At 60.3% G+C, this 24,829-nt stretch carries 25 protein-coding genes and 1 pseudogene; 18 read left to right on the top strand and 8 right to left on the bottom strand.

Annotated features, from left to right (window positions below; genetic code table 11):
- Nucleotides 1-18 precede the first annotated feature (18 nt).
- Nucleotides 19-987, top strand: coding sequence for a cysteine synthase A (gene cysK / locus PY650_RS03400; protein ID WP_285877653.1), 969 nt, complete (start codon nt 19-21; stop codon nt 985-987).
- 120 nt (nt 988-1,107) lie between these two features.
- Here cysK and gshB read toward each other — a convergent pair whose 3' ends face one another.
- The 5 genes and pseudogenes from gshB to rsmI form a co-directional block, all read right to left on the bottom strand.
- Entirely contained in the window at nt 1,108-2,055 is a 948-nt protein-coding gene (gene gshB, locus PY650_RS03405) for a glutathione synthase (protein ID WP_285877654.1), read from the bottom strand.
- Nucleotides 2,056-2,152: 97 nt separating this feature from the next.
- On the bottom strand, nt 2,153-2,656 hold the full coding sequence (locus tag PY650_RS03410) for a cupin domain-containing protein (RefSeq protein WP_285877655.1): 504 nt from the start codon (nt 2,654-2,656) through the stop codon (nt 2,153-2,155).
- A 96-nt stretch (nt 2,657-2,752) separates the two neighbouring features.
- Nucleotides 2,753-3,751 carry an exonuclease/endonuclease/phosphatase family protein gene (locus PY650_RS03415; RefSeq protein WP_285877656.1) on the bottom strand — a complete coding sequence of 333 codons (999 nt, stop codon included), beginning with the start codon at nt 3,749-3,751 and terminating at the stop codon, nt 2,753-2,755.
- Between the two features lie 283 nt (nt 3,752-4,034).
- Nucleotides 4,035-4,221 (bottom strand): annotated as a pseudogene (locus PY650_RS03420) (YraN family protein); the annotation flags it as partial.
- A complete protein-coding gene (rsmI, locus tag PY650_RS03425) occupies nt 4,214-5,137 on the bottom strand; it encodes a 16S rRNA (cytidine(1402)-2'-O)-methyltransferase (RefSeq protein WP_285877657.1) in 924 nt (307 codons plus the stop codon). The pseudogene PY650_RS03420 and the gene rsmI, both read right to left, overlap by 8 nt.
- 246 nt (nt 5,138-5,383) lie before the next feature.
- Between rsmI and dnaN the strand changes: the two genes are divergently transcribed.
- The 7 genes from dnaN to PY650_RS03460 all read left to right on the top strand — a co-directional run bounded on the left by dnaN (nt 5,384) and on the right by PY650_RS03460 (nt 10,482).
- Entirely contained in the window at nt 5,384-6,502 is a 1,119-nt protein-coding gene (dnaN, locus tag PY650_RS03430; protein WP_285877658.1) for a DNA polymerase III subunit beta, read from the top strand.
- 164 nt (nt 6,503-6,666) lie between these two features.
- Nucleotides 6,667-7,260 carry a phospholipid N-methyltransferase PmtA gene (gene pmtA, locus PY650_RS03435; protein ID WP_285867905.1) on the top strand — a complete coding sequence of 198 codons (594 nt, stop codon included), beginning with the start codon at nt 6,667-6,669 and terminating at the stop codon, nt 7,258-7,260.
- Between the two features lie 85 nt (nt 7,261-7,345).
- On the top strand, nt 7,346-7,933 hold the full coding sequence (locus PY650_RS03440; protein ID WP_285877659.1) for a histidine phosphatase family protein: 588 nt from the start codon (nt 7,346-7,348) through the stop codon (nt 7,931-7,933).
- A gap of 1 nt (nt 7,934) precedes the next feature.
- Nucleotides 7,935-8,627, top strand: coding sequence for an orotidine-5'-phosphate decarboxylase (pyrF, locus tag PY650_RS03445; protein WP_285877660.1), 693 nt, complete (start codon nt 7,935-7,937; stop codon nt 8,625-8,627).
- Nucleotides 8,628-8,651: 24 nt separating this feature from the next.
- Nucleotides 8,652-8,939, top strand: a complete 288-nt coding sequence (locus PY650_RS03450) for a DUF1330 domain-containing protein (protein ID WP_285877661.1) — start codon at nt 8,652-8,654, stop codon at nt 8,937-8,939.
- Nucleotides 8,940-9,050: 111 nt separating this feature from the next.
- Nucleotides 9,051-10,031 carry a complex I NDUFA9 subunit family protein gene (locus tag PY650_RS03455; RefSeq protein ID WP_285877662.1) on the top strand — a complete coding sequence of 327 codons (981 nt, stop codon included), beginning with the start codon at nt 9,051-9,053 and terminating at the stop codon, nt 10,029-10,031.
- A 286-nt stretch (nt 10,032-10,317) separates the two neighbouring features.
- Nucleotides 10,318-10,482, top strand: coding sequence for a hypothetical protein (locus PY650_RS03460; protein WP_285877663.1), 165 nt, complete (start codon nt 10,318-10,320; stop codon nt 10,480-10,482).
- Nucleotides 10,483-10,552: 70 nt separating this feature from the next.
- Here the strand turns inward: PY650_RS03460 and PY650_RS03465 are convergent, their stop codons facing one another.
- On the bottom strand, nt 10,553-11,353 hold the full coding sequence (locus tag PY650_RS03465) for an undecaprenyl-diphosphate phosphatase (protein WP_285877664.1): 801 nt from the start codon (nt 11,351-11,353) through the stop codon (nt 10,553-10,555).
- Nucleotides 11,354-11,504: 151 nt separating this feature from the next.
- Between PY650_RS03465 and PY650_RS03470 the strand changes: the two genes are divergently transcribed.
- The 9 genes from PY650_RS03470 (at nt 11,505) to PY650_RS03510 (ending at nt 21,872) form a co-directional block, all read left to right on the top strand.
- On the top strand, nt 11,505-12,197 hold the full coding sequence (locus PY650_RS03470) for a glutathione S-transferase family protein (RefSeq protein ID WP_120702886.1): 693 nt from the start codon (nt 11,505-11,507) through the stop codon (nt 12,195-12,197).
- 12 nt (nt 12,198-12,209) lie between these two features.
- A complete protein-coding gene (queG, locus tag PY650_RS03475) occupies nt 12,210-13,376 on the top strand; it encodes a tRNA epoxyqueuosine(34) reductase QueG (RefSeq protein ID WP_285877665.1) in 1,167 nt (388 codons plus the stop codon).
- A complete protein-coding gene (locus PY650_RS03480; protein WP_285877666.1) occupies nt 13,367-14,239 on the top strand; it encodes an SDR family oxidoreductase in 873 nt (290 codons plus the stop codon). The genes queG and PY650_RS03480 overlap by 10 nt, the downstream gene beginning before the upstream one ends.
- A gap of 395 nt (nt 14,240-14,634) precedes the next feature.
- Nucleotides 14,635-15,003, top strand: coding sequence for a septal ring lytic transglycosylase RlpA family protein (locus PY650_RS03485; RefSeq protein ID WP_285877667.1), 369 nt, complete (start codon nt 14,635-14,637; stop codon nt 15,001-15,003).
- A 215-nt stretch (nt 15,004-15,218) separates the two neighbouring features.
- A complete protein-coding gene (locus PY650_RS03490; protein ID WP_285877668.1) occupies nt 15,219-16,508 on the top strand; it encodes an RsmB/NOP family class I SAM-dependent RNA methyltransferase in 1,290 nt (429 codons plus the stop codon).
- Between the two features lie 271 nt (nt 16,509-16,779).
- On the top strand, nt 16,780-18,066 hold the full coding sequence (locus PY650_RS03495; RefSeq protein ID WP_285877669.1) for an imelysin family protein: 1,287 nt from the start codon (nt 16,780-16,782) through the stop codon (nt 18,064-18,066).
- Nucleotides 18,067-18,112: 46 nt separating this feature from the next.
- A complete protein-coding gene (locus PY650_RS03500) occupies nt 18,113-19,672 on the top strand; it encodes a di-heme oxidoreductase family protein (protein WP_285877670.1) in 1,560 nt (519 codons plus the stop codon).
- Nucleotides 19,672-20,781: an imelysin family protein gene (locus PY650_RS03505; protein WP_285877671.1), complete on the top strand. Its 1,110-nt coding sequence runs from the start codon at nt 19,672-19,674 to the stop codon at nt 20,779-20,781. The genes PY650_RS03500 and PY650_RS03505 overlap by 1 nt, the downstream gene beginning before the upstream one ends.
- Nucleotides 20,782-20,786: 5 nt before the next feature.
- On the top strand, nt 20,787-21,872 hold the full coding sequence (locus PY650_RS03510) for a DUF1513 domain-containing protein (RefSeq protein WP_285877672.1): 1,086 nt from the start codon (nt 20,787-20,789) through the stop codon (nt 21,870-21,872).
- A 12-nt stretch (nt 21,873-21,884) separates the two neighbouring features.
- Here PY650_RS03510 and PY650_RS03515 read toward each other — a convergent pair whose 3' ends face one another.
- Nucleotides 21,885-22,565 (bottom strand): GntR family transcriptional regulator, encoded by a 681-nt coding sequence (locus PY650_RS03515; RefSeq protein WP_285877673.1) that lies wholly within the window; start codon nt 22,563-22,565, stop codon nt 21,885-21,887.
- Between the two features lie 334 nt (nt 22,566-22,899).
- Here PY650_RS03515 and PY650_RS03520 point away from each other — a divergent pair, with 334 nt between their 5' ends.
- Entirely contained in the window at nt 22,900-23,694 is a 795-nt protein-coding gene (locus tag PY650_RS03520; protein WP_285877674.1) for an alpha/beta hydrolase, read from the top strand.
- A gap of 15 nt (nt 23,695-23,709) precedes the next feature.
- On the opposite strand, the gene PY650_RS03525 is transcribed toward PY650_RS03520, so the two are convergent.
- Nucleotides 23,710-24,786 carry a DUF2252 family protein gene (locus PY650_RS03525; RefSeq protein WP_285877675.1) on the bottom strand — a complete coding sequence of 359 codons (1,077 nt, stop codon included), beginning with the start codon at nt 24,784-24,786 and terminating at the stop codon, nt 23,710-23,712.
- Nucleotides 24,787-24,829: the final 43 nt, after the last annotated feature.

Below are 24,829 nucleotides of genomic sequence, written 5' to 3' on the forward strand. Positions count from 1 at the left end.
ATGAAGGGAGAGCTACCCATGTCAGACACCCGCAAACCAGGTCGCGGCCGCGTCTATGCCTCGATCACCGACACCATCGGTGATACGCCGATCGTACGTCTCGACAAGCTGGCCAAGGAGAAGGGCGTTAAGGCCAATCTGTTGGCGAAGCTCGAGTTCTTCAACCCGATCGCCTCCGTCAAGGACCGTATCGGCGTTGCCATGATCGAGAGCCTGGAAGCCCAGGGCAAGCTCACTCCCGGCAAGAGCGTGCTGATCGAGCCGACCTCCGGCAATACCGGCATCGCGCTTGCCTTCGCCGCCGCAGCCAAGGGCTATCGGCTGATCCTGACTATGCCGGAGACGATGTCGATCGAGCGCCGCAAGATGCTGCTGCTGCTCGGCGCTGAGCTGGTGCTGACCGAGGGTCCGAAGGGCATGAAGGGCGCGATCGCCAAGGCCGAAGAGCTGGCCTCGTCGCTGCCCGACGCCATTATCCCACAGCAGTTCGAAAACCCGGCCAACCCGGAAATTCATCGCAAGACGACAGCCGAGGAAATCTGGAACGATACGGACGGCAGGGTCGATATCCTCGTATCCGGCATCGGGACCGGCGGCACGATCACCGGTGTCGGCCAGGTGCTGAAAGCCCGCAATTCGAATGTTAAGGTCATTGCGGTCGAGCCGGCCGACTCGGCGATCCTCTCCGGCGGCAACCCCGGCCCCCACAAGATCCAAGGCATCGGCGCCGGGTTCGCTCCGAAGATTCTCGACACGCATATCTATGACGAAGTCGTCACCGTCACCAATGACGAAGCCTTCCAGCAGGCACGTCTGGTCGCCAGGCTTGAAGGCGTGCCGGTCGGCATCTCCTCCGGTGCGGCCATCGCGGCTGCGATTAAGATCGGCCAACGGCCAGAAAACGAAGGCAAGAATATCGTCGTCATCATTCCCTCCTTCGCCGAGCGCTATCTGTCGACGGCGCTCTTCGAGGGTCTGGGCGGCTGATACGGCCTGCGCCGGTCGTCAGTCATTCAAAGGGCGCGGCGGCGCCTTTTGCATTTCAGCCGCTTGCGCTCGCGCCGCCGCCGGGCCGCGACAGCACTACCCTGTATGGCAGGCGTCCTCTCACGCTCGCTTGGATTCAATCGCGTCCCACAACAAGGCGGCGACATCGGCGCCGCCGAAGCGCTTGACTTCGCGCAGGCCGGTCGGCGAGGTGACGTTGATTTCGGTCATGTAGTCGCCGATGACGTCGATGCCGACGAGCAGGAAGCCGCGCGCCTTCAGTGCCGGGCCTATGCGCTCGCAGATCTCCTTTTCGCGCGGCGTCAGTTCGGTCGCCTCGGCGCGGCCGCCGACGTGCATGTTGGAGCGGCTGTCATGCTCCGCCGGGACGCGGTTGATGGCGCCGACAGCTTCGCCGTCCACCAGAATGATGCGCTTGTCGCCCTTGCGCACATCTGGCAAATATTGCTGAGCAATGAAGGGCTCACGGAACATCTGGCCGAACATTTCGAGCAGCGACGAGAGATTGCGATCGTCACGGGTGGAATGGAAGACACCGGCGCCGCCATTGCCGTACAGCGGCTTCAAGATGATGTCGCCCATCTCCTCGCGGAAACGGCGGATTTCGCCGGCATCGCGCGTGATCAGTGTCTTCGGCATCAGATCGGCGAATTCGGTGACGAAGATCTTTTCCGGCGAATTGCGCACCCAGGCCGGGTCGTTGACGACGAGCGTCTTGGGATGGATGCGCTCGAGCAGGTGCGTCGAGGTAATATAGGCCATGTCGAAGGGTGGGTCCTGGCGCAGCAGCACGACATCCATGGTGGAGAGATCCACGCGTTCCGGGTCGCCGAGCTCAAAATGGTCGCCCTTGACGTCACGCAGGATCATCGGCTCGACCGAAGCATAGATCTTGCCATCAAGCATGCTGAGACGCTCGGGCGTGTAGTGAAAGAGCTTATAGCCGCGGCTCTGGGCCTCGAGGCTCATGGCGAAAGTCGAATCACCAGCGATATTGATGCTCTTCACATGGTCCATCTGGACCGCAACATTCTTGATACCAGCCATAGTCTGCCCTCGCTCGAATTCGCCGACAGATTTAGGTCGCCCGGCTTTCAAACGCAACGGCTATTCAAGCGCTTCGCGAAGCCGCAGGTCCACGCGGTCAGGCCGCGATGCCCTCTATGCCGCCCTGTCTTACGAAGTCGCGCAAGCGATAGGCCATGGTCAGTGGTTTCGGGAACGGTTTGCGGCAAAAGGCGACCTTCCTGACATAGCGATCGATGCGCCATGTGGCCCACGTACCGCCGGCGAAATAGGCGACGTCGCCGGCGCCGAGCATGCGTTCGACCCCATCCTCCGTGGTGATGTGTACTTCGCCTTCGAGGATCATCACGGTTTCATCCCAGCCGAAATGCCAGCGGAAACTGCCCGCTGTGCAATCCCACACCGCCGTCAGCGCAGCATCGTCCAGCCCGCGCGAATGCTCGGCCAGGCGGGCGACCGGGGTACCGGCGATGATCCAGGACGGCTCGATCGGCGACGGATTCAATTCCATATCGTCGGGGGCGCCCGCCACGAAATTCTTTGCCGGCGGTGACGCCACCGCGATTGGCACGACGCGCGCTGCGAAGCCCGCCACACTCGCAAACATCAACTTCCAGACCATAAAATCCCCCGATGCCACCTGTATTTGCACCTTGATGACACGGAAGGGGTAACGACAGGGTTCAGAAAAAGCCGCGCATTTTAACGGTTGCCAAAATCAGGATACGAAACCCTCGATAGTGCAAACGACCATGTCATGATCGGAAAGCGGCTTGCCTTCTCCGTTAAGCGAGGAGACCAGAAGGCTTTCCCCGATTTTCAAGCCCCGGCTCAAAAACCAATCGAGTTTCTTTGCGCGATCTGGAAAACGAGTGATCAGACTGGGGCGCGTGCTCATCTGATCGAGCGGACCGCCATGGCGCCCGAAACCACGGCTTGCCGACATGGCAAACAGCGTATCGCTTTCAAAATCGCCGTTGGTGCTGTGATTGCCGGTGTTGAGGTCCCCACCGATCAGGATTGGCAGACCGGGCGCGTAAGCCTCGACTGCGTCAATCAGCGCCGCTGTCTGGCGTTCGCGGTAAGCACCGTTGGCGGCACTTTCGAGATGCACAGAAACGGCGACGAAAGACCCGTCTTCGGTCTCGACGGTGGCGCCGATGGCGCAGCGCTCGCCGACGCGCGGCTGCTCATTGCTGTCCTTGAACCACACCGCCTCGCCCGGCAGGCGGAACAGGAAGACATCCTTCAGCGCGGTCGATGCCATCAGCGCGTTGCCATGAAAACCCTTCTCATTGAAATCTTGGCTGCAGAAGGAGTGTTCGATCTCGGAGCCAAGGCTGAGTTCGAGGAACTCGACGCCGTAGGCGTAGCTCATGCCAAGTTCGCCGGCGACGATGGCGGTCGGATCACTCTGCTGGGTGCGGGCCATGCCTTCGTCCATTTCGGACAGCAGCACCAGCGGCGCACCGGTCGCCTTCAGTTTGGCGGCGGATTCGATGGGGAAAAGGCAGCGCTCCAAGTTCCATGCGGCGACAGTGAAAGGGAAAGCCAGCTGCCGAACATCGCCGGTCGCGCCACCGGTGCGCACCGTGTTCATGCAAGCAAGAGAAGCCAGCGTTGCGGCGTGAATGTCAGGGGTCTTTTCCAACGAAATGAAGCTCTTGCGTTCCTCATGCGAGGGAACGGCGAAGGCGGAAACAGTGCTGCGGATCATCGTGAGGCCTGTCGAGGTGGGATAAAAGCGCGGTGCCTGGAAGCGGCGTAAGAGCGATCGTCCCGGCAATAGGCCCGTTTTATGACGCCCCCGTGATGGTTTGCGAAATTCCGCAATTGACGTCGGAAAAGCGCACGCCCTGAGATTGCGTCAGCTGCGCTCAAATCCCCAACAATCTGACGCCGATTAGCTTCGCATCAACTGCGAAGTTGTCGCCTTGCCTGAAAAAAACATCCGCAAAATGCCGAGGCCAGCGGCCGGGGAGATGGCGACGATATCGTAGCCTGGCCTTGACTTCGACGAAGACGGCGAGAGCGGGCGCTGATGTCGATTTCGCCGAGCTTGGTGCGGTGGCGGATGGCGAGGATGCGATAGCCCTTGAAAAACAGGAAAAGTGCTGCGGCATATTCGCCGACATGGGCGCGCCGCCAGGCTTTCCGCCGCTTCAGCCTCTCGCCGGTCTCAGTCATGTTGTTTTCTCTCGGGCCGCTCCTTCATATCGAGCAGGCGCTGATAGAGATCCTTGCGCGGCAGGCCGGTCAGGCGCGCCGCCTCCCCTGCGGCCTTGGCGGTCGGCATTGACCGCGCGAGTTCGGTGAGAATTGCCTCGACATCCGCCTCCGCCGCAACGCTTTCCGCCGGCGGGCCTACGAGCAGCACGATTTCGCCTCTCACATGCTCGACGGCCTCATAAAATACCGAGAGCTCCGTGAGCGTGCCGCGACGGAATTCCTCGAAGGTCTTCGTGAGTTCGCGACAGACGGCCGCCTTGCGCTCGCCGCCGAGGACATCGGCGGCCGCAGCGAGCGTCGCGCCGATGCGATGGGGTGATTCAAAAAAGATCAGGGTCGCGGGAACTGCAGCAAGCTCGGCCAGCCGGTCGCGGCGGCCCTTATCCTTGGCGGGCAGGAAACCGGCGAAGAAAAAGGCATCGTTAGGCAGGCCAGAGCCGACCAGCGCGGCAAGCGGCGCTGACGCCCCTGGGATCGGCACCACACGGTAACCCGCCTCGATCGCCTGCTGCGCCAGACGATAACCGGGATCGGAGACCAACGGCGTGCCGGCATCGGACACCAGTGCCACCGAGCGGCCGGCTTCTAGCGCCTGCAGCAGCCGCGGCCCTGCCTCGTCGGCATTGTGCTCATGATAGGCGACGGGCTTGTTCTGGATGCCGTAACGGTCGAGCAGCACGCGCGTGACACGCGTATCCTCACAGGCAAGAACATCGGCACCGGCGAGCGTCTCAAGTGCCCGCAACGTGATGTCACCAAGATTGCCGATCGGCGTGGCGACGAGATAAAGCGCCGACTCAAGCGGCCGCGCGGGAACTGTGGTATTATGCAGGCGGAAGCTGCGCGTTCCGCCGCTTGTGTGTTCGTCGCTCATGCCGACCCTGAATTCGCCTCGAAATCATCGTCTTTATGGGCGAGGTACGGCCTGACGGCAAGAGCGGCGCAAATCCTGTGAGCATTCTCGGGCAAATGCCGAAATGACGTGTGGCAAATCCCGATGCCTCTTGCATTCTCGTGCTGAGTTCTGTCATTTTGCCCGTCCAATCTCGGGCCTTGTCCGAAAAGCATCCTTCGGGCGCCTTTGGCCGCCCGGGCAGTAACGGTCGAAAGCGGTAGCATCATGCGTATTACAATTGAGCGGTCGAACCTCCTGAAATCGCTGAACCACGTGCATCGTGTGGTGGAGCGTCGCAACACGATCCCGATCCTGTCCAACGTATTGCTCAAGGCCGAGGGCACGGGCCTCGACATGAAGGCGACCGACCTCGATCTCGAAATCACCGAGGCGACGCCTGCCACTGTTGAGAAGGCCGGCGCCACCACCGTGCCGGCGCATCTGCTCTACGATATCGTGCGCAAGCTGCCGGACGGTTCGGAAGTGCTTCTCGCCACCAATGCCGACGGCAGCTCGATGACAGTTGCCTCGGGCCGTTCGAAATTCTCACTGCAATGCCTACCGGAATCCGATTTCCCGGACCTCACCGCCGGCAGCTTCAGCCATTCCTTCAAGCTGAAGGCAGCGGACCTGAAGATGCTGATCGACCGGACGCAGTTTGCGATTTCCACCGAAGAAACCCGCTATTATCTGAACGGCATCTTCTTCCACACGATCGAAAGCAAGGGTGATCTGAAGCTGAGGGCCGTGGCCACCGACGGTCACCGTCTCGCCCGCGCCGATGTCGATGCCCCTTCGGGCTCGGAAGGCATGCCGGGCATTATCATCCCGCGCAAGACGGTCGGCGAATTGCAGAAGCTGGTCGATAGCCCGGATGCCATCGTGACGGTCGAAGTGTCCGATGCAAAGATCCGCATGACGATCGGCTCGATCGTCATGACGTCGAAGCTGATCGACGGCACCTTCCCCGATTATCAGCGTGTCATCCCGACCAGTAACGACAAGGAAATGAGAGTCGATTGCCAGACCTTCGCCCAGGCTGTCGACCGCGTCTCGACCATTTCATCCGAGCGCGGTCGCGCCGTGAAGCTCGCGCTGTCGGACGGCCAACTGCTGCTGACCGTCAACAATCCCGACTCCGGCAGCGCTACGGAAGAAGTTGCCGTCGGCTACGACATGGACGCGATGGAAATCGGGTTCAACGCCAAATATCTGCTCGATATCACCGCGCAATTGTCCGGCGATGCGGCGATCTTCCTGCTTGCCGATGCCGGTTCGCCGACGCTAATCCGTGATACCGCGGGTGACGATGCTCTCTACGTCCTGATGCCGATGCGCGTCTAACGAAACCGAAGCGCCCTTCATGCGTTCATATGAGCGAAAGGAGGGCGCCTTTATTTTAGCCTTTGTTGATTGCGACATTTTCTCCTGTTATTGCGTCACAATATTGCAGGATAAGATATAAGAGATTTGTGAGTCGCAACTGTACGAATCTGGTGGGGGAGAGCATGGCGCTGCGTCTCAAGGAACGACTTGGCAAAAAATTCGACGAAGAAATCCGTTTCTTCAAAGGCATGATGCAAGGCCCGAAAACGGTCGGTTCGATCGTTCCGACATCCTCGATCACCGCTCGCAAGATGGCGAGCGTCGTCAACACCCATTCCGGTCTGCCGGTGCTGGAGCTCGGCCCTGGAACCGGCGCGATCACCAAGGCGATCCTGGCGCGTGGCCTCGAACCCGAAAATCTCGTCGCCATCGAATATTCCACCGACTTCTACAATCATCTCCTTCGTCTCTATCCCGGCGTGCATTTCATCAATGGCGACGCCTTCGATCTCGATAAGACGCTTGGAGTCTTGCGCGGCCAGACGTTCGATTCCGTCGTATCCGGCATTCCGCTGCTGAATTTTCCGATGAAAGCGCGCGTGGCGCTGCTTGAAAGCCTGCTGGATCGCATGCCGCGCGGCCGGCCTGTAGTGCAGATATCTTATGGTCCGGTGTCACCGATCATCGCCCGGCCGGATCGCTACCATATCCAGCACTTCGACTTTATCGTCCGCAACATCCCGCCGGCGCAACTCTGGATCTATCGCCGGGGTTAACGCTTCCAAGAAGAATCGCCTTGTCACGGTGTTTCGGCTGGACATATTCCTGCTCCGCAACCATTCAGCATGGAATTCTGCTCCGATGTTCGCCCTCTATATCACTCACCCGCAGGTGCACATCGATCCCTCGGTGCCAGTTCCGGAATGGGGCCTTTCCGTTGTTGGTGCAGCGCGGGCGAAAACTGCTGCGAGCCGCCCTTGGGCGGGTGAGCTTGGTCTGATAGTCTCCAGCGGTGAACGCAAGGCGATCGAGACTGCCGAGATCCTGGCGACGGCAAGTGACGCGAAGGTCGAGATCATCGAAGCCATGCACGAGAACGACCGCAGCGCCACGGGCTTTCTGGCCCCGTTCGAATTCGAGAAGGCGGCGGACTGGTTCTTTGCCCACCCGCACGAAAGCTTCAAAGGCTGGGAGCGCGCGATCGATGCGCAGGCGCGGATAGTCTTGCATGTCGAAGCCGTTCTTTCGCGGCACAACCAGCACACGCCAATTGCCTTCGTCGGACATGGCGGCGTCGGGACATTGCTGAAATGCCACGTGGAGGGAAAGCCGATCGCGCGACAGGGCGATCAACCCGCGGGTGGCGGCAATCTTTTCTGTTTCGATCTTGCGAAGCGCGCCATCTCATGCGACTGGACGCCTATGGAAGATTGGCAGGGATGGGCTTGAGATGACCGCACACGACCGCTTGATCGTCGGACTGGACGTTCCAAACCTTCAGGAAGCCGAAAAAGTCGTCACGGCGCTCGGCGACGATATTCTCTATTACAAGATCGGCTATCAGCTCGCCTTTGCCGGCGGTCTGGAATTTGCGCGCGACCTTGCCGCAGGCGGCAAGAAGATCTTCCTCGACATGAAGCTGCTCGATATCGACAACACCGTCGCTTCCGGCGTCGAAAACATCGTCAAGATGGGCATGTCGATGCTAACGCTGCACGCTTATCCGAAGGCGATGCAGGCAGCCGTCGCCGCGGCCAAAGGTTCAGATCTCTGCCTGCTCGGTGTCACCGTGCTGACCTCCATGGACGAGCAGGACCTGATTGCCGCCGGATACGAATATGACCCGCATACACTGGTGTTGCGACGTGCCGAACAGGCGCTCCTTGCCGGCATGGGCGGTATCGTATGCTCGGCCGAGGAATCCGCCGCCGTGCGCAAGATCATCGGCCCGGACATGGCGCTGGTGACCCCTGGCATTCGCCCCGCCGGCAGTGACAAGGGCGACCAGAAGCGCGTGATGACGCCGGCTGAGGCGATCAAGGCTGGGTCGAGCCATCTCGTCGTCGCCCGGCCCATCGTCAAAGCGCCCGATCCGAAGGAAGCCGCCCGTGCTATCCTGGCGGAAATGGACGCTGCCCTCTAAATCGCAGGAAAGGGGAGACCGGATATGGCAAAGGGATATTGGATCGCACGCGTGGATGTGCGTGACCCCGAGCGCTACAAGGATTACGTTGCCGCCGCCAAGCCGGCTTTCGAGAGATACGGCGCGATTTTCCTCGCCCGCGGCGGAGCTTTCACGCCGCTCGAGGGTCAGGCGCGCGGCCGCAACGTCGTCATCGAATTCCCGTCGCTGCAGCATGCCGTCGATTGCTATAACTCGCCGGAATACCAGATCGCTGCTAAAATCCGCCAGGAAGTGGCCGATGCCGAAATGCTGGTCGTCGAAGGCGTCTAAGGCTTTTAAAAAGCAGCCAGAACATGCGGCGTGATGGCACTTCACCTCGGCCTCCGGATCGGTTAAGACGAAGCCAGATCAGCCTTATCTAAGCCTTTCGAGGAGCCTGCCATGACCCTGTCCAACCTTCCGCCGCTCGTCACCGTGTTCGGGGGATCGGGCTTCATCGGACGGCATGTCGTCCGCGTGCTTGCCAAGCGCGGCTATCGCATCCGCGTCGCCGTGCGTCGCCCCGATCTCGCCGGCTTTTTGCAGCCGCAGGGCAATCTCGGCCAGATCTCAATTGTCCAGGCGAACCTGCGCTACCGCAACTCCATCGACCGCGCCGTCGAAGGCGCGCAGCATGTGGTTAATTGCGTCGGCATTCTCGCCGAAAGCGGCCGCAATACATTCGACGCCGTGCAGGAATTCGGCGCCAAGGCCATCGCGGAAGCAGCACGCGGCGTCGGCGCATCGCTGACCCACATCTCCGCCATCGGCGCCAACGCCAATTCGCCTTCGGCTTATGCCCGCACCAAGGCGCGCGCCGAAGCCGCCATCCTGTCGATCAAGCCGGATGCCGTCATCCTGCGCCCGTCGATCGTTTTCGGTCCGGAGGACGGCTTCTTCAACAAGTTCGCCGATATGGCGCGCACTGCGCCCTTCCTGCCGGTGATCGGCGGCGGCAACACGAAGTTCCAGCCGGTTTATGTCGAGGATGTCGCGGAGACAGTCGCGCGCAGCGTCGACGGCAAGCTCAAGGCCGGCACGACCTATGAACTTGGGGGTCCGGAAGTGCTTTCTTTCCGCGAATGTCTCGAAACGACGCTTTCCGTCATTAACCGGAAGAAGTCGCTGGTTTCGCTGCCGTTTGGCCTCGCTTCCTTCATTGGCGGCATCGCTTCGGCCATACCGCTCGTCACCCCACCGATCACGCCTGACCAGGTTCGCCTGCTGAAGAGCGACAATGTCGTTTCCAAGGAAGCCGAGGCGGAAGGCCGCACACTGAAGGGTATAGGCGTGCTGCCGACCCTGCTCATCTCGGTACTGCCGTCCTATCTGGTGCGCTATCGTCCGCAGGGCCAGTTCACCGGTTCGGGCAAGGCGGCCTGATACACCGCCGAATGGGAAATTGAGGCGCCGTCTGGTTCTGCCCAGGCGGCGTTTTCATGTCTTCAGGCCGCCTCGGTTCCGGCCCTCCAAAAGGCGCCTTTTCACCTCGGTCCACAGCTTGGCGTTGCCGAAAAGCCGCACTGCGAAAATAGTAGCATTAACGTCAAATTTAACATGAACATTTATTGCTATTAGTCGTTTCACTGACTAACACAACCGCGCGTCGTCCAGTCCGGCAAAGGACCGATTTGGGACGCGCTTCACTTCTGCGGAAAGGCATTCTTCGATGGGCAAGTCTATCGCGCTTTTGTTTGCGTGCGCGGCACTGGTGATTCTCGCTGGCTCTTTCGTGGCCCGCGGCAGCATCGCTTCGGTGAAGGGCGAATGCACTCCGACCTATGGTGTCGACCCCTGCACGACTGGCTCCATCGAACCCACTTCCCCGAACTGATCGAGCACGAAAAAGGCCGGTTTTTACCGGCCTTCGTTTTTCCCAAAATTGCGGCTTCAGAGCATGCGCCTCAGCCGATCGTGTAAAGCCCGACCAGACCAAGGGCGCCAATGACGATACGCCACCAAGCGAAGGGGGCGTAGCCACGACGCGAGACGAAGTCGAGCAGCGCCCGGACTACGAACAGAGCCGATATGAAAGCGGTGACGAATCCGATGACGATCAGGAGGCCCTGGTCCATGCTGAGGTCATGACGGCTTTTCCACAGGTCAAGCACGAATGCACCGGCCATGGTCGGCATGGCGAGGAAGAAGGAGAATTCCGCTGCCGAACGCTTGTCGGCGCCGAGAAGCAGGGCGCCGACAATGGTCGAGCCGGAACGCGACGTGCCGGGGATCATTGCCAGACACTGGAAGAAACCGATCTTGATCGCCATCGGCCAGGAAAATTCGTAGGCGCTGGTATATTTGGGCTTGAACGGGATCTTGTCGATGACGAGCAGGACGATGCCACCGAGGATCAGCGAGATACAAATTACCTTGGGCGAATCGAACAACACGGTCTTGATGAAATCATGTGCGATTGCTCCGATGACGGCAGCCGGCAGGAAGCCGAAAAGGACGGCCAGCACGAAGTGGCGAGCCTTAACGCTGACCGGCAGCGCCTTTGCGATTTGAACGAGGCGGTTGAAATAGACAAGCAAGATGGCAAGGATTGCGCCGAGCTGGATCAGAACGTCGAAAGTGGCAGCTCCATCAAAGCCGAGGAAATGTCCGATCAATATCAAATGGCCCGTGGAGGATACGGGAATGAACTCCGTGAGGCCTTCCACGAGGCCTAAAAAGAGAGCGATAATAATTTGTTCAGCCATATTGTGTCCTTTGTCAGACGGCGGGGGGTGGTCCGATTCGCTTGTATTAGCTAGGCCAAACTCCTATAGCTTCAACCGATGACGTATGACAGGGCCGCAGAAAGCTGGACCCGAGACTTCCATAAGCATCAATCGCAAAGCCTGAGTATCAATGCCGACGCTGTATCATCACTCAATGTCATCTCCGTCACGGTTCGTCCGTCTGATCCTGACCGAATACGGTTATCAGACGGAGCTTATCGAGGAACAGACATGGGAAAAGCGACGTGACTTTTTGGCGCTCAATCCGGCAGGCACCTTGCCCGTTTATGTTGACGACAGCATGCGGGCACTCTGTGGCGCAACCGTCATTTCCGAATATCTCGACGAAACGCATGGCGTCCTGAAGCGAGACCGCCGCCTTTTGGCCGAAGACCCCTTCCAGCGCGCGGAGATCCGCCGGCTGACGGAATGGTTCATGCAGAAGATGGAACAGGACGTGACGCGGCCTTTGGTGCGCGAACGGGTGTATAAATTGCAGATGACAGCGGATCAGGGCGGCGGCGCCCCTGATTCCAAGGTGATGCGCATGGCTCGGGGTAATATCCGCCAGCACATGAAGTATCTCTCCTGGCTCGCGGGCTCCCGCCAATGGCTCGCCGGCGACCGGCTGAGCTATGCGGATCTCGCGGCGGCCGCTTCGATTTCCGTTCTCGATTATCTCGGTGAGATCGACTGGATGGAATCGCCCGTTGCCAAGGAGTGGTATCAACGGCTGAAATCGCGCCCGTCTTTCCGGCCGATCCTGGCGGAACGCGTGCGCGGCATCACGCCCGTATCCCACTACGCCGATCTGGATTTCTGACGAGGGCTGGATATGCCCGAAGACCGTGCAACAGAAAAAGAAAGCAAACGACGGCACACGCTGACCGCCTTTCTTCGCGAGGAAGCCCGGAGGCAGGGTTTCGATCTCTGCCGCATCACGCGCTCGGACGCCATTCCCGAAGCAGGGATCAGGCTCAATCAATTCATCGAGCAAGGCTTCCACGGCACCATGGCGTGGATGGAAGAGACGCGTGAACGCCGGGGCGATCCGCATATGCTCTGGAGCGATGTGCGCTCCATCGCCGTCTTCGGTCTCAACTACGGCCCAGAGGAAGACCCGCGCGGCATTCTGGAGAAGCCCGATAAGGCGGCCATTTCCGTCTATGCCCGCAACCGGGATTATCACGACATCATCAAGGGCCGGCTGAAGGAGATCGCCACCCGCTTTGCCGCGCGGTCGCAGGAAGACGTCAAGGTGTTCGTCGACACGGCGCCCGTCATGGAAAAGCCGTTGGCTGCCGCCGCAGGGCTCGGCTGGCAGGGCAAGCATACCAATCTTGTCAGCCGCACGCATGGCTCCTGGCTGTTTCTCGGCTCAATGTTCACGGCAGCCGATCTCGATCCGGATGAAGCCGAGATCGACCGCTGCGGGTCCTGCCGCGCCTGTCTCGACGCCTGCCCGACAGCTGCTTTCCCGGCGCCGTACCAGCTCGACGCGCGCCGGTGCATCTCCTATCTCACCATCGAGCATAAAGGACCCATCAATCCGAAGCTCCGCCCACTGATCGGCAATCGAATCTATGGCTGCGACGACTGTCTTGCGGCCTGCCCCTGGAACAAATTCGCCAGCGCCGCATCCGAGATGAAATTGGCCGCCCGCGAAGACCTCAAGGAACCATCGATCAGCTTTCTGCTGACACTCGACGATGCCGCCTTTCGCAGCTTCTTCAGCGGCTCACCGGTGAAGCGCATCGGCCGCGATCGCTTTATTCGCAATGTGCTGATCGCGGCCGGCAATTCCGGGGAACGCGGGTTGATCGCGGTATGCCGTGTTCTAGCGGACGATCCCTCGCCCGCTGTGCGCGGCATGGCCGTCTGGGCGCTGTCGCGGTTAATGACCGCTGGCGAGTTCGGCACTTTTGCGGCAGAAAGAGGCGACGAGCCGGACGCGGATGTCCGCGCCGAATGGACCATGGCAGGAGTTGCGCGATGCATGTGATAATTTTCGGTTGCGGCTACTCGGGAACGGCCATCGCCAAGGCGTTTGCCGGCCGCGGTATTCGGATCACCGGCACGACCCGTTCGGCCGACAAGACCGCTCCCCTCGCCAAGGAGGGCATCGAGGCTTTCGTCTTTGACGGCGAGACGCTCGATCCGGCACTGAGCGAGGCGATGAAGTCCGCGACCCATCTCATCCAGTCGATCGCTCCCGGCAAGGCGGGTGACCCGCTGCTGCGGCTGGCGCATCTGAATATCCGTGCATTCATGCCGAAGCTCGAGTGGATTTGCTATTTTTCCACTGTCGGCGTCTATGGCGACCACAAGGGCGCATGGGTCAACGAAGACACACCGCTGCATCCGGTCGCTGACCGCTCTGTCGAACGCGTCGAAGCGGAGGACGGCTGGCACCGCGTCGGCATCAGGCTCGGCATTCCTGTTTCCGTGCTCAGACTTGCCGGCATCTACGGCCCCGGCCGCAATGCCTTCTGCAATCTGGAAAAAGGCACCGCCCGGCGGCTGATCAAGGCGAACCAGGTGTTCAACCGCATCCGCGTCGAAGACATCGGTGCCTGTGCCAAGTTCCTCTCCGTTCGTCAGCTGGGCGGTATATATAATGTCACCGACAACGAGCCCGCTCCGCCGCAGGATGTCATCGTCGAGGCTGCCCGTTTGATGGGGATCGAGCCGCCGCCGGAACAGCCCTTCGAAACTTCCGAACTGACGCCTATGGCGCGTTCGTTCTATGGTGAGAACAAGCGGGTTTCGAACGCAAAACTGCGGACCCTCGGCTTTCCATTCCGATATCCAGAATACCGCATGTCGCTTGCCGAGCTCTGGTCCTCGGGGCGCTGGCGGGGCTAAGCGAGAGCGAAGATAGCCCAAAAGAATCGCACGAAAATTCCTACTAACCCATATTGGTTAGTTCAATTTTCTCCGCAATTATGGTTAATGATCTCTGAAATTGCACAAATGCGGCAGTAATTAAGGCGAAGTCGGAAAATTATTTTTTCAAATTTCGTGATCTTTCGCATTGCAGTGAGAGTTTGGGAAAATTCGTTCGGTTTTTAACTGATTCCATTAGGTTTTTTCCACCAAACCTTAATTTTAGCTATATATAATATATTACGCTACAAATCACGAATGTTACATTCCGTAACATTCCGTGATACCTCTAGGCGCTTTTTCGCCATTTTTCGCCCGATTTAAGCCCCCGCCGCTCACAAGGCGCAAGTTCAATTGTTTGAGGGAAAATCGGTTTGAAGAAAATCAATCGTTCTATTGCAATCATCGCAACTATATCCGCCGCATTTGCTATCCTCTCTACGGACGCATTTGCAGCAACGGGATGCGGGGGTGCATCATGGTACGGGGGACATTCCAAGACTGCTTCCGGGGAACGTATGAGTTCGGGTACCTTTACTGCCGCCCACCGCTCGCTTGCCTTCGGCACCCGTCTAAAGGTCACCAACAGCCATAACGGCCGGAGCGTTTTCGTTCGCGTCAACGATCGCGGGCCCTTCGTTCGAGGGCGCGTGCTAGATCTCTCCCGGGCTGCTGCACAGGATATCGGCATGGTATCCTCCGGCACGGCGAAGGTTTGTTACGAGGTTGTCGCCTCGAAGTGACCGATGGATTCGCCGGAACGAATCCTGGCGTTTTGGTGTGACGCTTGCTCTCTCCGTCAATCGCGGCTACCACGCGGTTGAGACGTCTCAATAATCTGCCGCCACGTGCTTAATTCGTGCGGATTGATGAGGTGTCAGTGACCACTTTGTTGGGCGCATGGGCCTTCCGGCAATCCGCGTGATTTCGGGGTCGTGCGCAAGCAGGAGAATAGTGAATGCGTCTGGGCGGCCGGCTGCAGGGTGCCATCGAAGTTCTTGCCGATATCGAAGCGCGCAAGCGACCGGTGGCCGACGCCCTGAAGGATTGGGGACTGGCCCATCGCTTTGCCGGTTCCGGCGACCGTGCCGCAATTGGCAATATCGTCTACGACGCTCTGCGCATGCGACTGTCGCATGCCTGGCTGATGGGTGACGACAGCCCCTCTGCGCTTGCCCATGCCGTGCTCTTTCGGCAATGGGGTCTCGTCCCAGAGGCGCTGGCATCGGAACTCGAAGGCGACAAATTTGCGCCCGAACCGCCAAGTGCCGACGCGCTGGCGGCCTTTTCCGCCCGCAGGATCGAGGATGCACCTCGCTATATCCAGGGCGACATTCCTGAATGGGTCGAACATTCATTCCAACAGGCATTCGGCGACGGCTGGCTTGCCGAGGCACGGGCATTGGCCGAACGGCCGACGCTCGATCTGCGCGCCAATGTGCTGAAGGCCAGCCGCGCCAAGGCGGTGAAGGCGCTGGAACGCGCCGGAGCCCAGGCCTCCAAGATCGCCCGCTACGGCATCCGCATCCCTGCCGGCGAAGGGGCGTCGCGTCTGCCCAATGTCACCGCCGAACTTTCCTTCCAGAAGGGTTGGTTCGAAGTGCAGGACGAGGGGTCGCAGATCGTCGCCGATCTCGTTCTGCCCGAAGAGGGCGACCAGGTGCTCGACTATTGCGCCGGCGGCGGCGGCAAGACGCTCGCCATGTCGGCGGCGATGCACAATAAAGGGCAGGTCCATGCCTATGATTCCGATCGCCGCCGGTTGGCGCCAATCATCGAGCGTTTGAAGCGCGCCGGCACGCGCAATGTTCAGGTCCACGACGAAAGAAGCGGCCTGCTCCCCCTGCGCGGCAAATTCGACAAGGTGCTGGTGGACGCACCCTGCACCGGCACGGGCACCTGGCGTCGTCGCCCCGATACGAAATGGCGACTGACGCAGAAGAACCTCGACGAACGCACCAGCCAGCAGCAGGAGGCGTTGGCCCAGGCCGGCGAATTCGTCCGCCCCGGCGGCATGCTGCTCTATGTCACCTGCTCGGTCCTGCCGGAAGAAAATGAGATGCAGGTCAACCGCTTCACGGCCAACAATCCGGACTTCGAAGTGGTCGAGGCGCTAAGCTCCTGGGAGGACTTATTCGGCAGCGACGCGCCGATGCCGCACTCTTCTGACGGCAAGACCATCACGCTGACGCCGGCTTCGACCGATACCGACGGCTTCTTCTTCTGTCGCTTGCGGCGGAAGGGGTAGGAAGGCTCACTCCGCCAACCCGCCAACGCGTCAAAGCCCGACTGGATGCGAGCCCAGGAGCATCAATGCACGATGTCGTCCCGAGATGCGCCCGTTCCTCAACCAGCGTCTGCCGCCTTTTCAGGCAAATCCACTCCGTAGCTGACGCCAAGTCAAATAAGCTCGTGCCTTAAAGTCATTCCAAACTAGAGTATTTGACACCAGTTTGTTTTTAATACATGACACAAATTTCCAAGTTTCGGACGGCGGCCCGCTGTCATAGGAGAGGATCATGAAACTGAAAGTCAATTTTGGCGCCCCTCTGGCGCTGGCCGTCGCCTCGACTGCCATGTCCGCCCTTCCAGCGCTCGCAGCCGCTCCCGAGCCGGCGGCCATCATCAAGTACTATGCCGAAGTGGGCCATGCCAAATATCAGGACGCGCTGACCACTGCGCAGACACTGGACAAAGCGATCGACGCATTGCTTGCCAATCCCAGCGACAAGACGCTGAAGGCTGCCCAGGCTGCCTGGATCAAGGCGCGCGTTCCCTACGAGCAGACGGAAGTCTACCGTTTCGGCAATCCGATCGTGGACGATTGGGAAGGCGCGGTGAATTCCTGGCCGCTCGATGAAGGCCTCATCGACTATGTGGACGCCTCCTACGGCACCGAAAGCGATGAAAATTCGCTTTATGTCGCCAACGTCATCGCCAACAAGACGATCAAGATCAACGGCAAGGATGTCGACGCTTCGCATCTGACGCCGGAATTCCTCTCCGGCACGCTGCAGCAGGCCGGCGGCGTCGAAGCCAACGTCGCGACAGGCTATCACGCCATCGAATTCCTGCTCTGGGGCCAGGACCTGCACGGCACCGGCCCGGGCGCCGGCGAACGCCCCGCCACCGACTATGACCTGAAGAATTGCACGCACGGCAATTGCGACCGCCGCGGCGAATATCTGAAATCGGCCTCGACCCTACTCGTCGCCGCGATGCAGGAGATGACGAATGACTGGGCGCCGGATGGCGAGGCCACCAAACATATCGAAGCGGATCCGAAGGCTGGCCTTGCCGCCATCCTGACCGGCATGGGCTCGCTCTCCTATGGCGAACTCGCCGGCGAGCGCATGAAGCTCGGCCTGCTTCTGCACGACCCCGAGCAAGAGCACGATTGCTTCTCCGACAACACCTACAACTCCCACAACAATGCCGCCATCGGCATCGCTGCCGCCTATAACGGCAACTATTCGCGGGTCGACGGCACCAAGATGAAGGGCCCGTCGCTTCACGATCTCGTCGCCGCCAAGGACAAGGCATTGGACAAGGAGATGGAAGGCAAGCTGAACGCGACGCTTGAAGCCATGAAGGCCATGGTTCATCGCGGCGAGACGGTTGAGAAGTACGACCAGATGATTGCCGAGGGCAATACCGTCGGCAACGCCACCGTCCAGAAAGCAATCGACGGACTGCTCGACCAGACGAAGACTATCCAGCGCATTGTCGCCGAACTCGATCTCGGCACGATCAAGCTTGAAGGTTCGGACAGTCTCGATAATCCTAACGCCGTCTTCAAGAAGTAACAAAAGGGGGGCGGCGGCATCCGACGGTGCTGCCGCCCTGAACCAGATGATCCGCATTCCGGCCAGCCACGCATTCTTGCCCGCCCTCGTAGCGGGCTTTGTGGTTTCTGCCGTAACGCTGGCAGCAGCCGACGTGCTGAATTTCCCGGCTATCCGAACCGATCTCTCGGCAGACACCCTGAAGCGGGTTCAGGACGTTACCCGCCCGACTGCAGATTTTTCCAAGGCTGAGCCTTATGAGGCGATGGAGAGTGGCGCGACGACATCGATCGCACCCGTCAGCCGCAATATCTTTTCGCAGCCGTCCGCCAATCTGGGCCTGGAACGCCAAGAGAATTTCCATCTCGGCAATGCGCTATTCCGTCAGCTCTGGGTCTCCTCGCCCTCCTCCACGCAAGCAACCGATGGGTTGGGGCCATTGTTCAACGCCCGCTCCTGCCAGAGCTGTCACATCAGGGATGGCCGGGGTCATCCGCTGGAGACGTCAAGAGCTCCCGCCACGTCGATGGTGCTGCGGCTAGGGCGGCCGGCAATCACACCGGAAGAGGAACAGGCCGTCAAGGATTTCAAGGCGCTCAATTTTCCGGATGCGACCTATGGCGTCCAGTTGCAGGATCTCGCCGTGCCAGGCCTCGACGCAGAGGGCAAGGTGGCCGTCACCTATACCGAGGAAACGCTGACGCTACCGGGAGGCGAAACCGTTTCTCTGCGCAAACCGCACTATTCGGCGACCGACCTCGCCTACGGTCCGCTCGGCGACACGACGACTGTCTCACCGCGTGTGGCCCCTCCGATGATCGGTCTCGGCCTGATCGAGGCCATTGCCGATGCCGATATCCTTGCCCGTGCCGATCCCGACGACAGGGACGGCGACGGCATTCGCGGCCGCGCGGCCATCGTCCGCGATCATCGCAGCGGACGGCTCGTGCTCGGTCGTTTCGGCTGGAAGGCGCAGAACGCCACCGTGCGCGATCAGGTCGCCGACGCTTTCCTCAACGATATCGGCATTTCCACGCCCGACCAGCCAAACGCCCACGGCGACTGTACAGCCAAGGAAGCGCCTTGCCTTGCCCTGCCAACCGGCGTGCAGAAACGTCTTGGCGACACGGAAGCACCCGGGCCGATTCTCGATCTTGTCACCTTCTATTCCGAAAACCTCTCCGTGCCTGCTCGCCGCAAGGCGAGCTTTCCCGATGTGCTGCGCGGCAAGGAAATCTTCTATCAATCCGACTGCGCTGCCTGTCACACGCCGAAATTCGTCACCCGTGATGATCTCAAGGGCAGCGATGGCAAGGCGACGGCGCAGGCTTTCCAGCTCATCTGGCCCTATTCAGATTTCCTTCTGCACGACATGGGCGGCGGGCTCTCGGACGGCCAGCAGGTCGGTGTGGCGTCCGGACGGGATTGGCGGACGCCGCCGCTCTGGGGTATAGGCCTGACGCAAAAGGTGAGCGGCCAGCAAGCCTACCTACATGACGGCCGCGCCCGCACACTCACGGAAGCCATCCTCTGGCACGGAGGAGAGGCGGAAAAGGCCCGCAATAACTTCGCAAACCTGTCGCAAAACGACAGGCAAGCGCTCATCAATTTTCTGGAGTCCCTCTAATGCGCCACTGGAAACCCCTCGCGGCAAGCTTTCTCCTCAGCCTTGCGGCTCTACCGGCTAGCGCCCAGGAGGCGACGGCCGATGGCGCCGGGCTGAATGAAGCAGCCGTGCCGGCGGTGTTGCAGAAGGCGGTCGATGACGTCATCCGCCCCGGATACCGGACCATGTATGACAGCGCCACGAAACTGACCACGGCGATGAAGGCGCTCTGCGCCGATCCCTCTGCCACAAGCCTCGCCAACGCCCAGTCCGCCTTCGGCGATGCGGTCAAAAGCTGGTCGCGCATCGAGATCGTGCAGACCGGGCCGATCATCGAAAAGAACCGTTTCGAGCACATCCTCTTTTATCCCGACCGCAAGGGCGTCGGCTTGAGACAAGTGCAGGCGCTGATCGCCAAGGCCGACGAGCACGACGCCACGGTCGAGGCGGTCGCCGGCAAGAGCGTGGCGCTGATGAGCCTCACGGCGCTGGAATATGTGCTCTACGGCAATGACTCCAGCGTTCTCAGCACCGAAAAGCAAGGATTCCGCTGCCGCTATGGCGCGGCCGTCGCCGGCAATATCGAAAGCACGGCTAAGGACATCGCCGACGAATGGGACGATCCGCATGGTGTGCAGAAGTCCTGGAAGAATCCGGGCAATACAAGCGACGACTTCATGGACAACAAGGAAGCCGTGACGGCGCTGCTCGGTATCCTAGTACACGGCGCTGAGAATGTTCGGGATCAGCGGCTCGAAACCTTCTACAAGGGTGATCCCGCGACGGCGCGGCCGAAAATGGCGATCTACTGGCGTTCCGGCAACACGTGGGCCTCGCTATCAGGCAACCTCGAAGGACTGAAAACGCTCTGGGAAAAGGCCGGCATGGCTGACCTCCTGCCCGTCGACAAACGCAACATTGAAGACAAGATCGACAGTCTGCTGAAGGAGCTGACCGTGACCGCGCCGACGGTCAATCCAGATGTCGAAGCGGCGATCGGCAATGATGTCGGGCGCGCTGAAATCGACAAGCTGCTAAATGTCAGCCGCGACCTCACCACTGCTTTTAGCGACGATTACGGCGGCGCGATTGGCCTCTCTGCCGGTTTCTCCTTCGCCGACGGGGATTGATGGCGATGCGAAGCGCGTTGATCGATCGCAGGGCCTTCGTCAGGGCGGCGGGGTTGACCTTTCTGGCGGCCTTGAAGCCGGCTGCGCTGATGGCGCTGGAGCGAGCCGATGCGGTCTACGCTTCCGGCATCCGCGCATCCGACGGCACATTCGCGGTGGCGACGGTTACCGAGCGCGGCCAGATCCTTGATCAGGTGGCGCTGCCCGCGCGCGCCCATGGAATGGCCTTTTCCAAGGTGACCGGCAAGACGGTCGCCTTCGCCCGTCGCCCCGGCACCTATGCGATGATCTTCGATCCCTGGAACAAGGGAGAGCCCATCGTCACTACCTCGGGCGAGGGCCGGCATTTTTACGGCCACGGAACGTTTTCCCCCGATGGAAAGCTGCTTTTTGCCAGCGAGAACGACTTCGGCAAGAACAGGGGGGTGATCGGCATCTACGACGCCCGCAATCGCTTCGCGCGCATCGGAGAATACGAAACCTACGGTACCGGGCCACACGACATGACCGTTTCCGACAACGGGAAACTGTTGATTGTCGCCAATGGCGGCATCGAGACCCACCCGGATTTCGGCCGCACCAAGCTCAACCTCGATCATATGGAGCCGTCGCTGACGCTGATCGACGTCGCCACCGGCCGGCTGATCGAGAAGCACGCCTTGCCGCCGCAATACGCCCAGGTCTCCACTCGACATGTCGATATCGATTCCCAAGGCCGCGTCTGGTTCGCCTGCCAGTATGAAGGCCGCCGGAACGACCTGCCACCGCTCATCGGTCACTTTGCCAAGGGCGAGGACCTGACCTTCGTCCGCCTACCCGACGACACCACTCGCGCCCTCGGCAATTATATCGGCGCCATCGCCGTCAACCGCGCCGAAAACCTCGTCGGAGTCACCTCGCCGATCGAAGGCACGTCGGTGACGCTGGATGCAAAGACCGGGGTAGTGCTGAAGGTCGAGAGCATGTCGGATGCGGCGGGTATAGCGCCGGCACGGCATGGGTTTGCGGTTTCCTCCTATGACGGTGATTTCCTGGGCGAGCACAGCGATGTGGCCTGGGACCAGCACATCGTGCGCATCGCCCGAGGCTGATCCGGATCTTACCTAACCAAACTTGTTGGCTTCAATGAAGCGCCGCAACGCCGTCGCCGCATTCAGCATATGCGCCCGCATGCGCCGCGACGCCATCTCCCCATCACCCTCTGCGATTGCCTGCATGATGGCTTCATGCTCCGCCCGGGATCTATCGAGGCGCTCCTCCTGCTGCAATTGGGCGCGGCGGAAGGCCATCAGGCGATGACGTATCGCAATTGCCTCTTCGGCAAGGAAGCTGTTGTGGGTCGCGTGATAGATCGCCTCGTGGAATGCGCGGTTAAATGTATCGTAGGCATCGAAATCGCCCTTTTTCACGATAGGCTCGGATGCATCGTGCAATTCGATCAGGTGACTACGCTCCAGGGGCGTCATGCGATAGGTGGCGAGCCTAACGCACATGGCCTCGATTTCGGCTGCGGTCTCGAACATGTCCATGATGCGTTCGGGCGTCATGCGGGCAACGACGACCCCGCGCCGAGCACGCACTTCGACCAGACCATTCGCCGCCAGTTGCCTTAAGGCCTCGCGCACCGGGGTACGCGAGGCGCCGAAGCGATCGGCAAGCTGCTGCTCGTCCAGTGCAGCACCTGCCTCCAGCTTACCGGTCGCGATCTCGTCGGCCAGCGCGTTGCGGATACGATCGAACAACAACTCGCGATCTTCAGCCGCATTATCCAACCCATCTGTCATTCCCAGGTCTCCGATATCCACTGTGGCTTGTATGCAGAAATATCTCTTTGCATCATCTTCGCATACAAATACCACATCACGCAACTGTTACGCATCCATACATTGACCAATGGCGCCATTAAGAATACAAAAATAGCAGCTGAACGTATTTTTGCATACACAAAACAGCCTCGGTACCGAATCGGAATGCAAGACGGGCAACTTCGATCCGTGTGTTAGGACGGATGTCGCCCCCAGAAATAGGAAACTTTCGAGAAGCTCACCGCTCCGACGTCCGGCGCGGACAGCTTTCTGCTGCCCATTTATCCTCAACGCCACAAGGACTACGATAAAGATGATGACCAGACGGAATTTCGCAACCGCGCTCGTTGCCGGCGCCGCCGCCTCCCTGATTTCCGCACGCGGCATGGCCGCCAGCGAGCCGACCTCGAGCCCGGCGATACCCGCGCCATTGAAAGCTCGCAATGTTGTCCTCGCCCATGGGCTCTTCGCAGACGGCTCGTGCTGGACGGAAGTCATCGCGCGGCTGCAGGACAAGGGGCTGAAGTGCACGGCGGTGCAGAATCCATTGACGACGCTTCCCGAAGCAGTCGCAGCAGCACAACGCGTCCTAGATCGCCAGGACGGCCTGACAGTCCTCGTCGGCCATTCCTTCTCCGGCATGATCGTGACCGAAGCCGGCGTGCATCCGAAGGTTTCTTCGCTGGTCTATGTCGCGGCCCGCGCACCAGATGCAGGCGAAGACTATACGGCGCTCGCCAAGACATATCCGACACCCCCTGCTTCGGCAGGCATCGTCTTCGACGGCGACGAAGGACGGCTGACGGAAGAAGCCTTTCTGCGCGACTTCGCCGGCGACCTGCCCGAGGCTAAGGCTAAGGTGCTTTATGCCGTGCAGGAACCCTTCCATAAGGCTTTGCTGATCGGCAAGACCACCCAAGCCGCTTGGCGCAGCAAGCCGAGCTGGTATGCGGTCTCTACCGAAGACAGAACGATCAATCCGGATCTGGAACGCTTCATGGCAAAGCGTATGGGCGCCAAGACCATCGAGGTGAAGGCCAGCCACCTCTCGCTGATCTCGCATCCCGATACGATCGCCCGTCTGATCCTGGAAGCTGCAGGTCATTGATCGGTTTTTACCGGTTTAGCCGTTCCTGGCGAATTCGGTCTGTTCCATGCCGATCGCAGCTGCAGCCGCCTTCGCGGAATTCCTCAACCAGTCTGCCTCTCGCTTGTCGAGGTCAGCCAGAATCACTGGAATGCGGGAGGCGTCATCGGCATGGCTATTGGCGATCTCGAAGCCCATCAGGTCTAGCATGGCCGGCGACAGCAGGATCTGCGCATCGCCCTCAACTTCGATCTTGCGGCTGTTCGGCGACAGTCGGCGGATCAACAGGTTGTCGGTCACCTGGTAATGTGGATCGGGAGAGCGGGCACGGCCTGAGGCAATGACGGCCGTGCGGATCACAGTGTCGGACGGATTGTGCCTGAGTGACCATACGGACTGGGCGAGCGCCTTGACCTCGCGGACGACCGGCCCCCCACGCCACTCGACGTTGGTGACGAAGCGCGGCCGGCCGAGACTGCCGGTACCGGCCGTGCGCGGCTTGGCGATGAAGGAGAGCCCACCATCCGGCAGCGACCGCCGCAGCGCCTCGAGATAGGGCGTCGGCACAGGTTTGGCGGGGAGCGGCAGATCACGGTATTTGTCCCAGAATGCCTTGCGCTCGCCATTCGAGAGAAGCACGTCATTGCGCAGCCACTTGTAATCACGCTCCAGAATGACGGGCGCAGGCGCCTTCAAACCGCGGCGATAGCCGCCAAGGATCGCCTCGGCGATGGCGCGCGATGTCGGGGAGCTGGAGTTTCGTGCCAGGATCGCACTCGTCGCCAGGCGCACGAGGTCGAGCGCATAGGGCATGACGGCCGCGTCGTCGAAATCATTGGCACCCCAGACCAACCGCCCCTCCTCGTCGCGCCAGGTGCCGAAATTCTCCAGATGCGTATCGCCAATCGCCAGCACTTGCGGAGCATTCGCAAGATCGGGGCAGATGTCGAAGATCGTCTCGGCCCAACGCCAATAAGTGGCGCGCAGGAAGACGAAGGCGCCGCTCTTCATCTTCTTGTACTTCTTGTCGAGATCGGCCTCCACAAGGTCGCCACCGAGTTGCGCACGCATCCAGGTTTCAAAGGCCCTGGTCGATTGCAGTATCGTCGTCATCTCGTTTCCCATCCAATCTCATGTTGAGCATTATCGAAACCTG

Origin of the sequence: Martinezella calliandrae, assembly GCF_030272695.1 — a bacterium.
Classification (GTDB): Bacteria; Pseudomonadota; Alphaproteobacteria; order Rhizobiales; family Rhizobiaceae; genus Rhizobium; species Rhizobium calliandrae.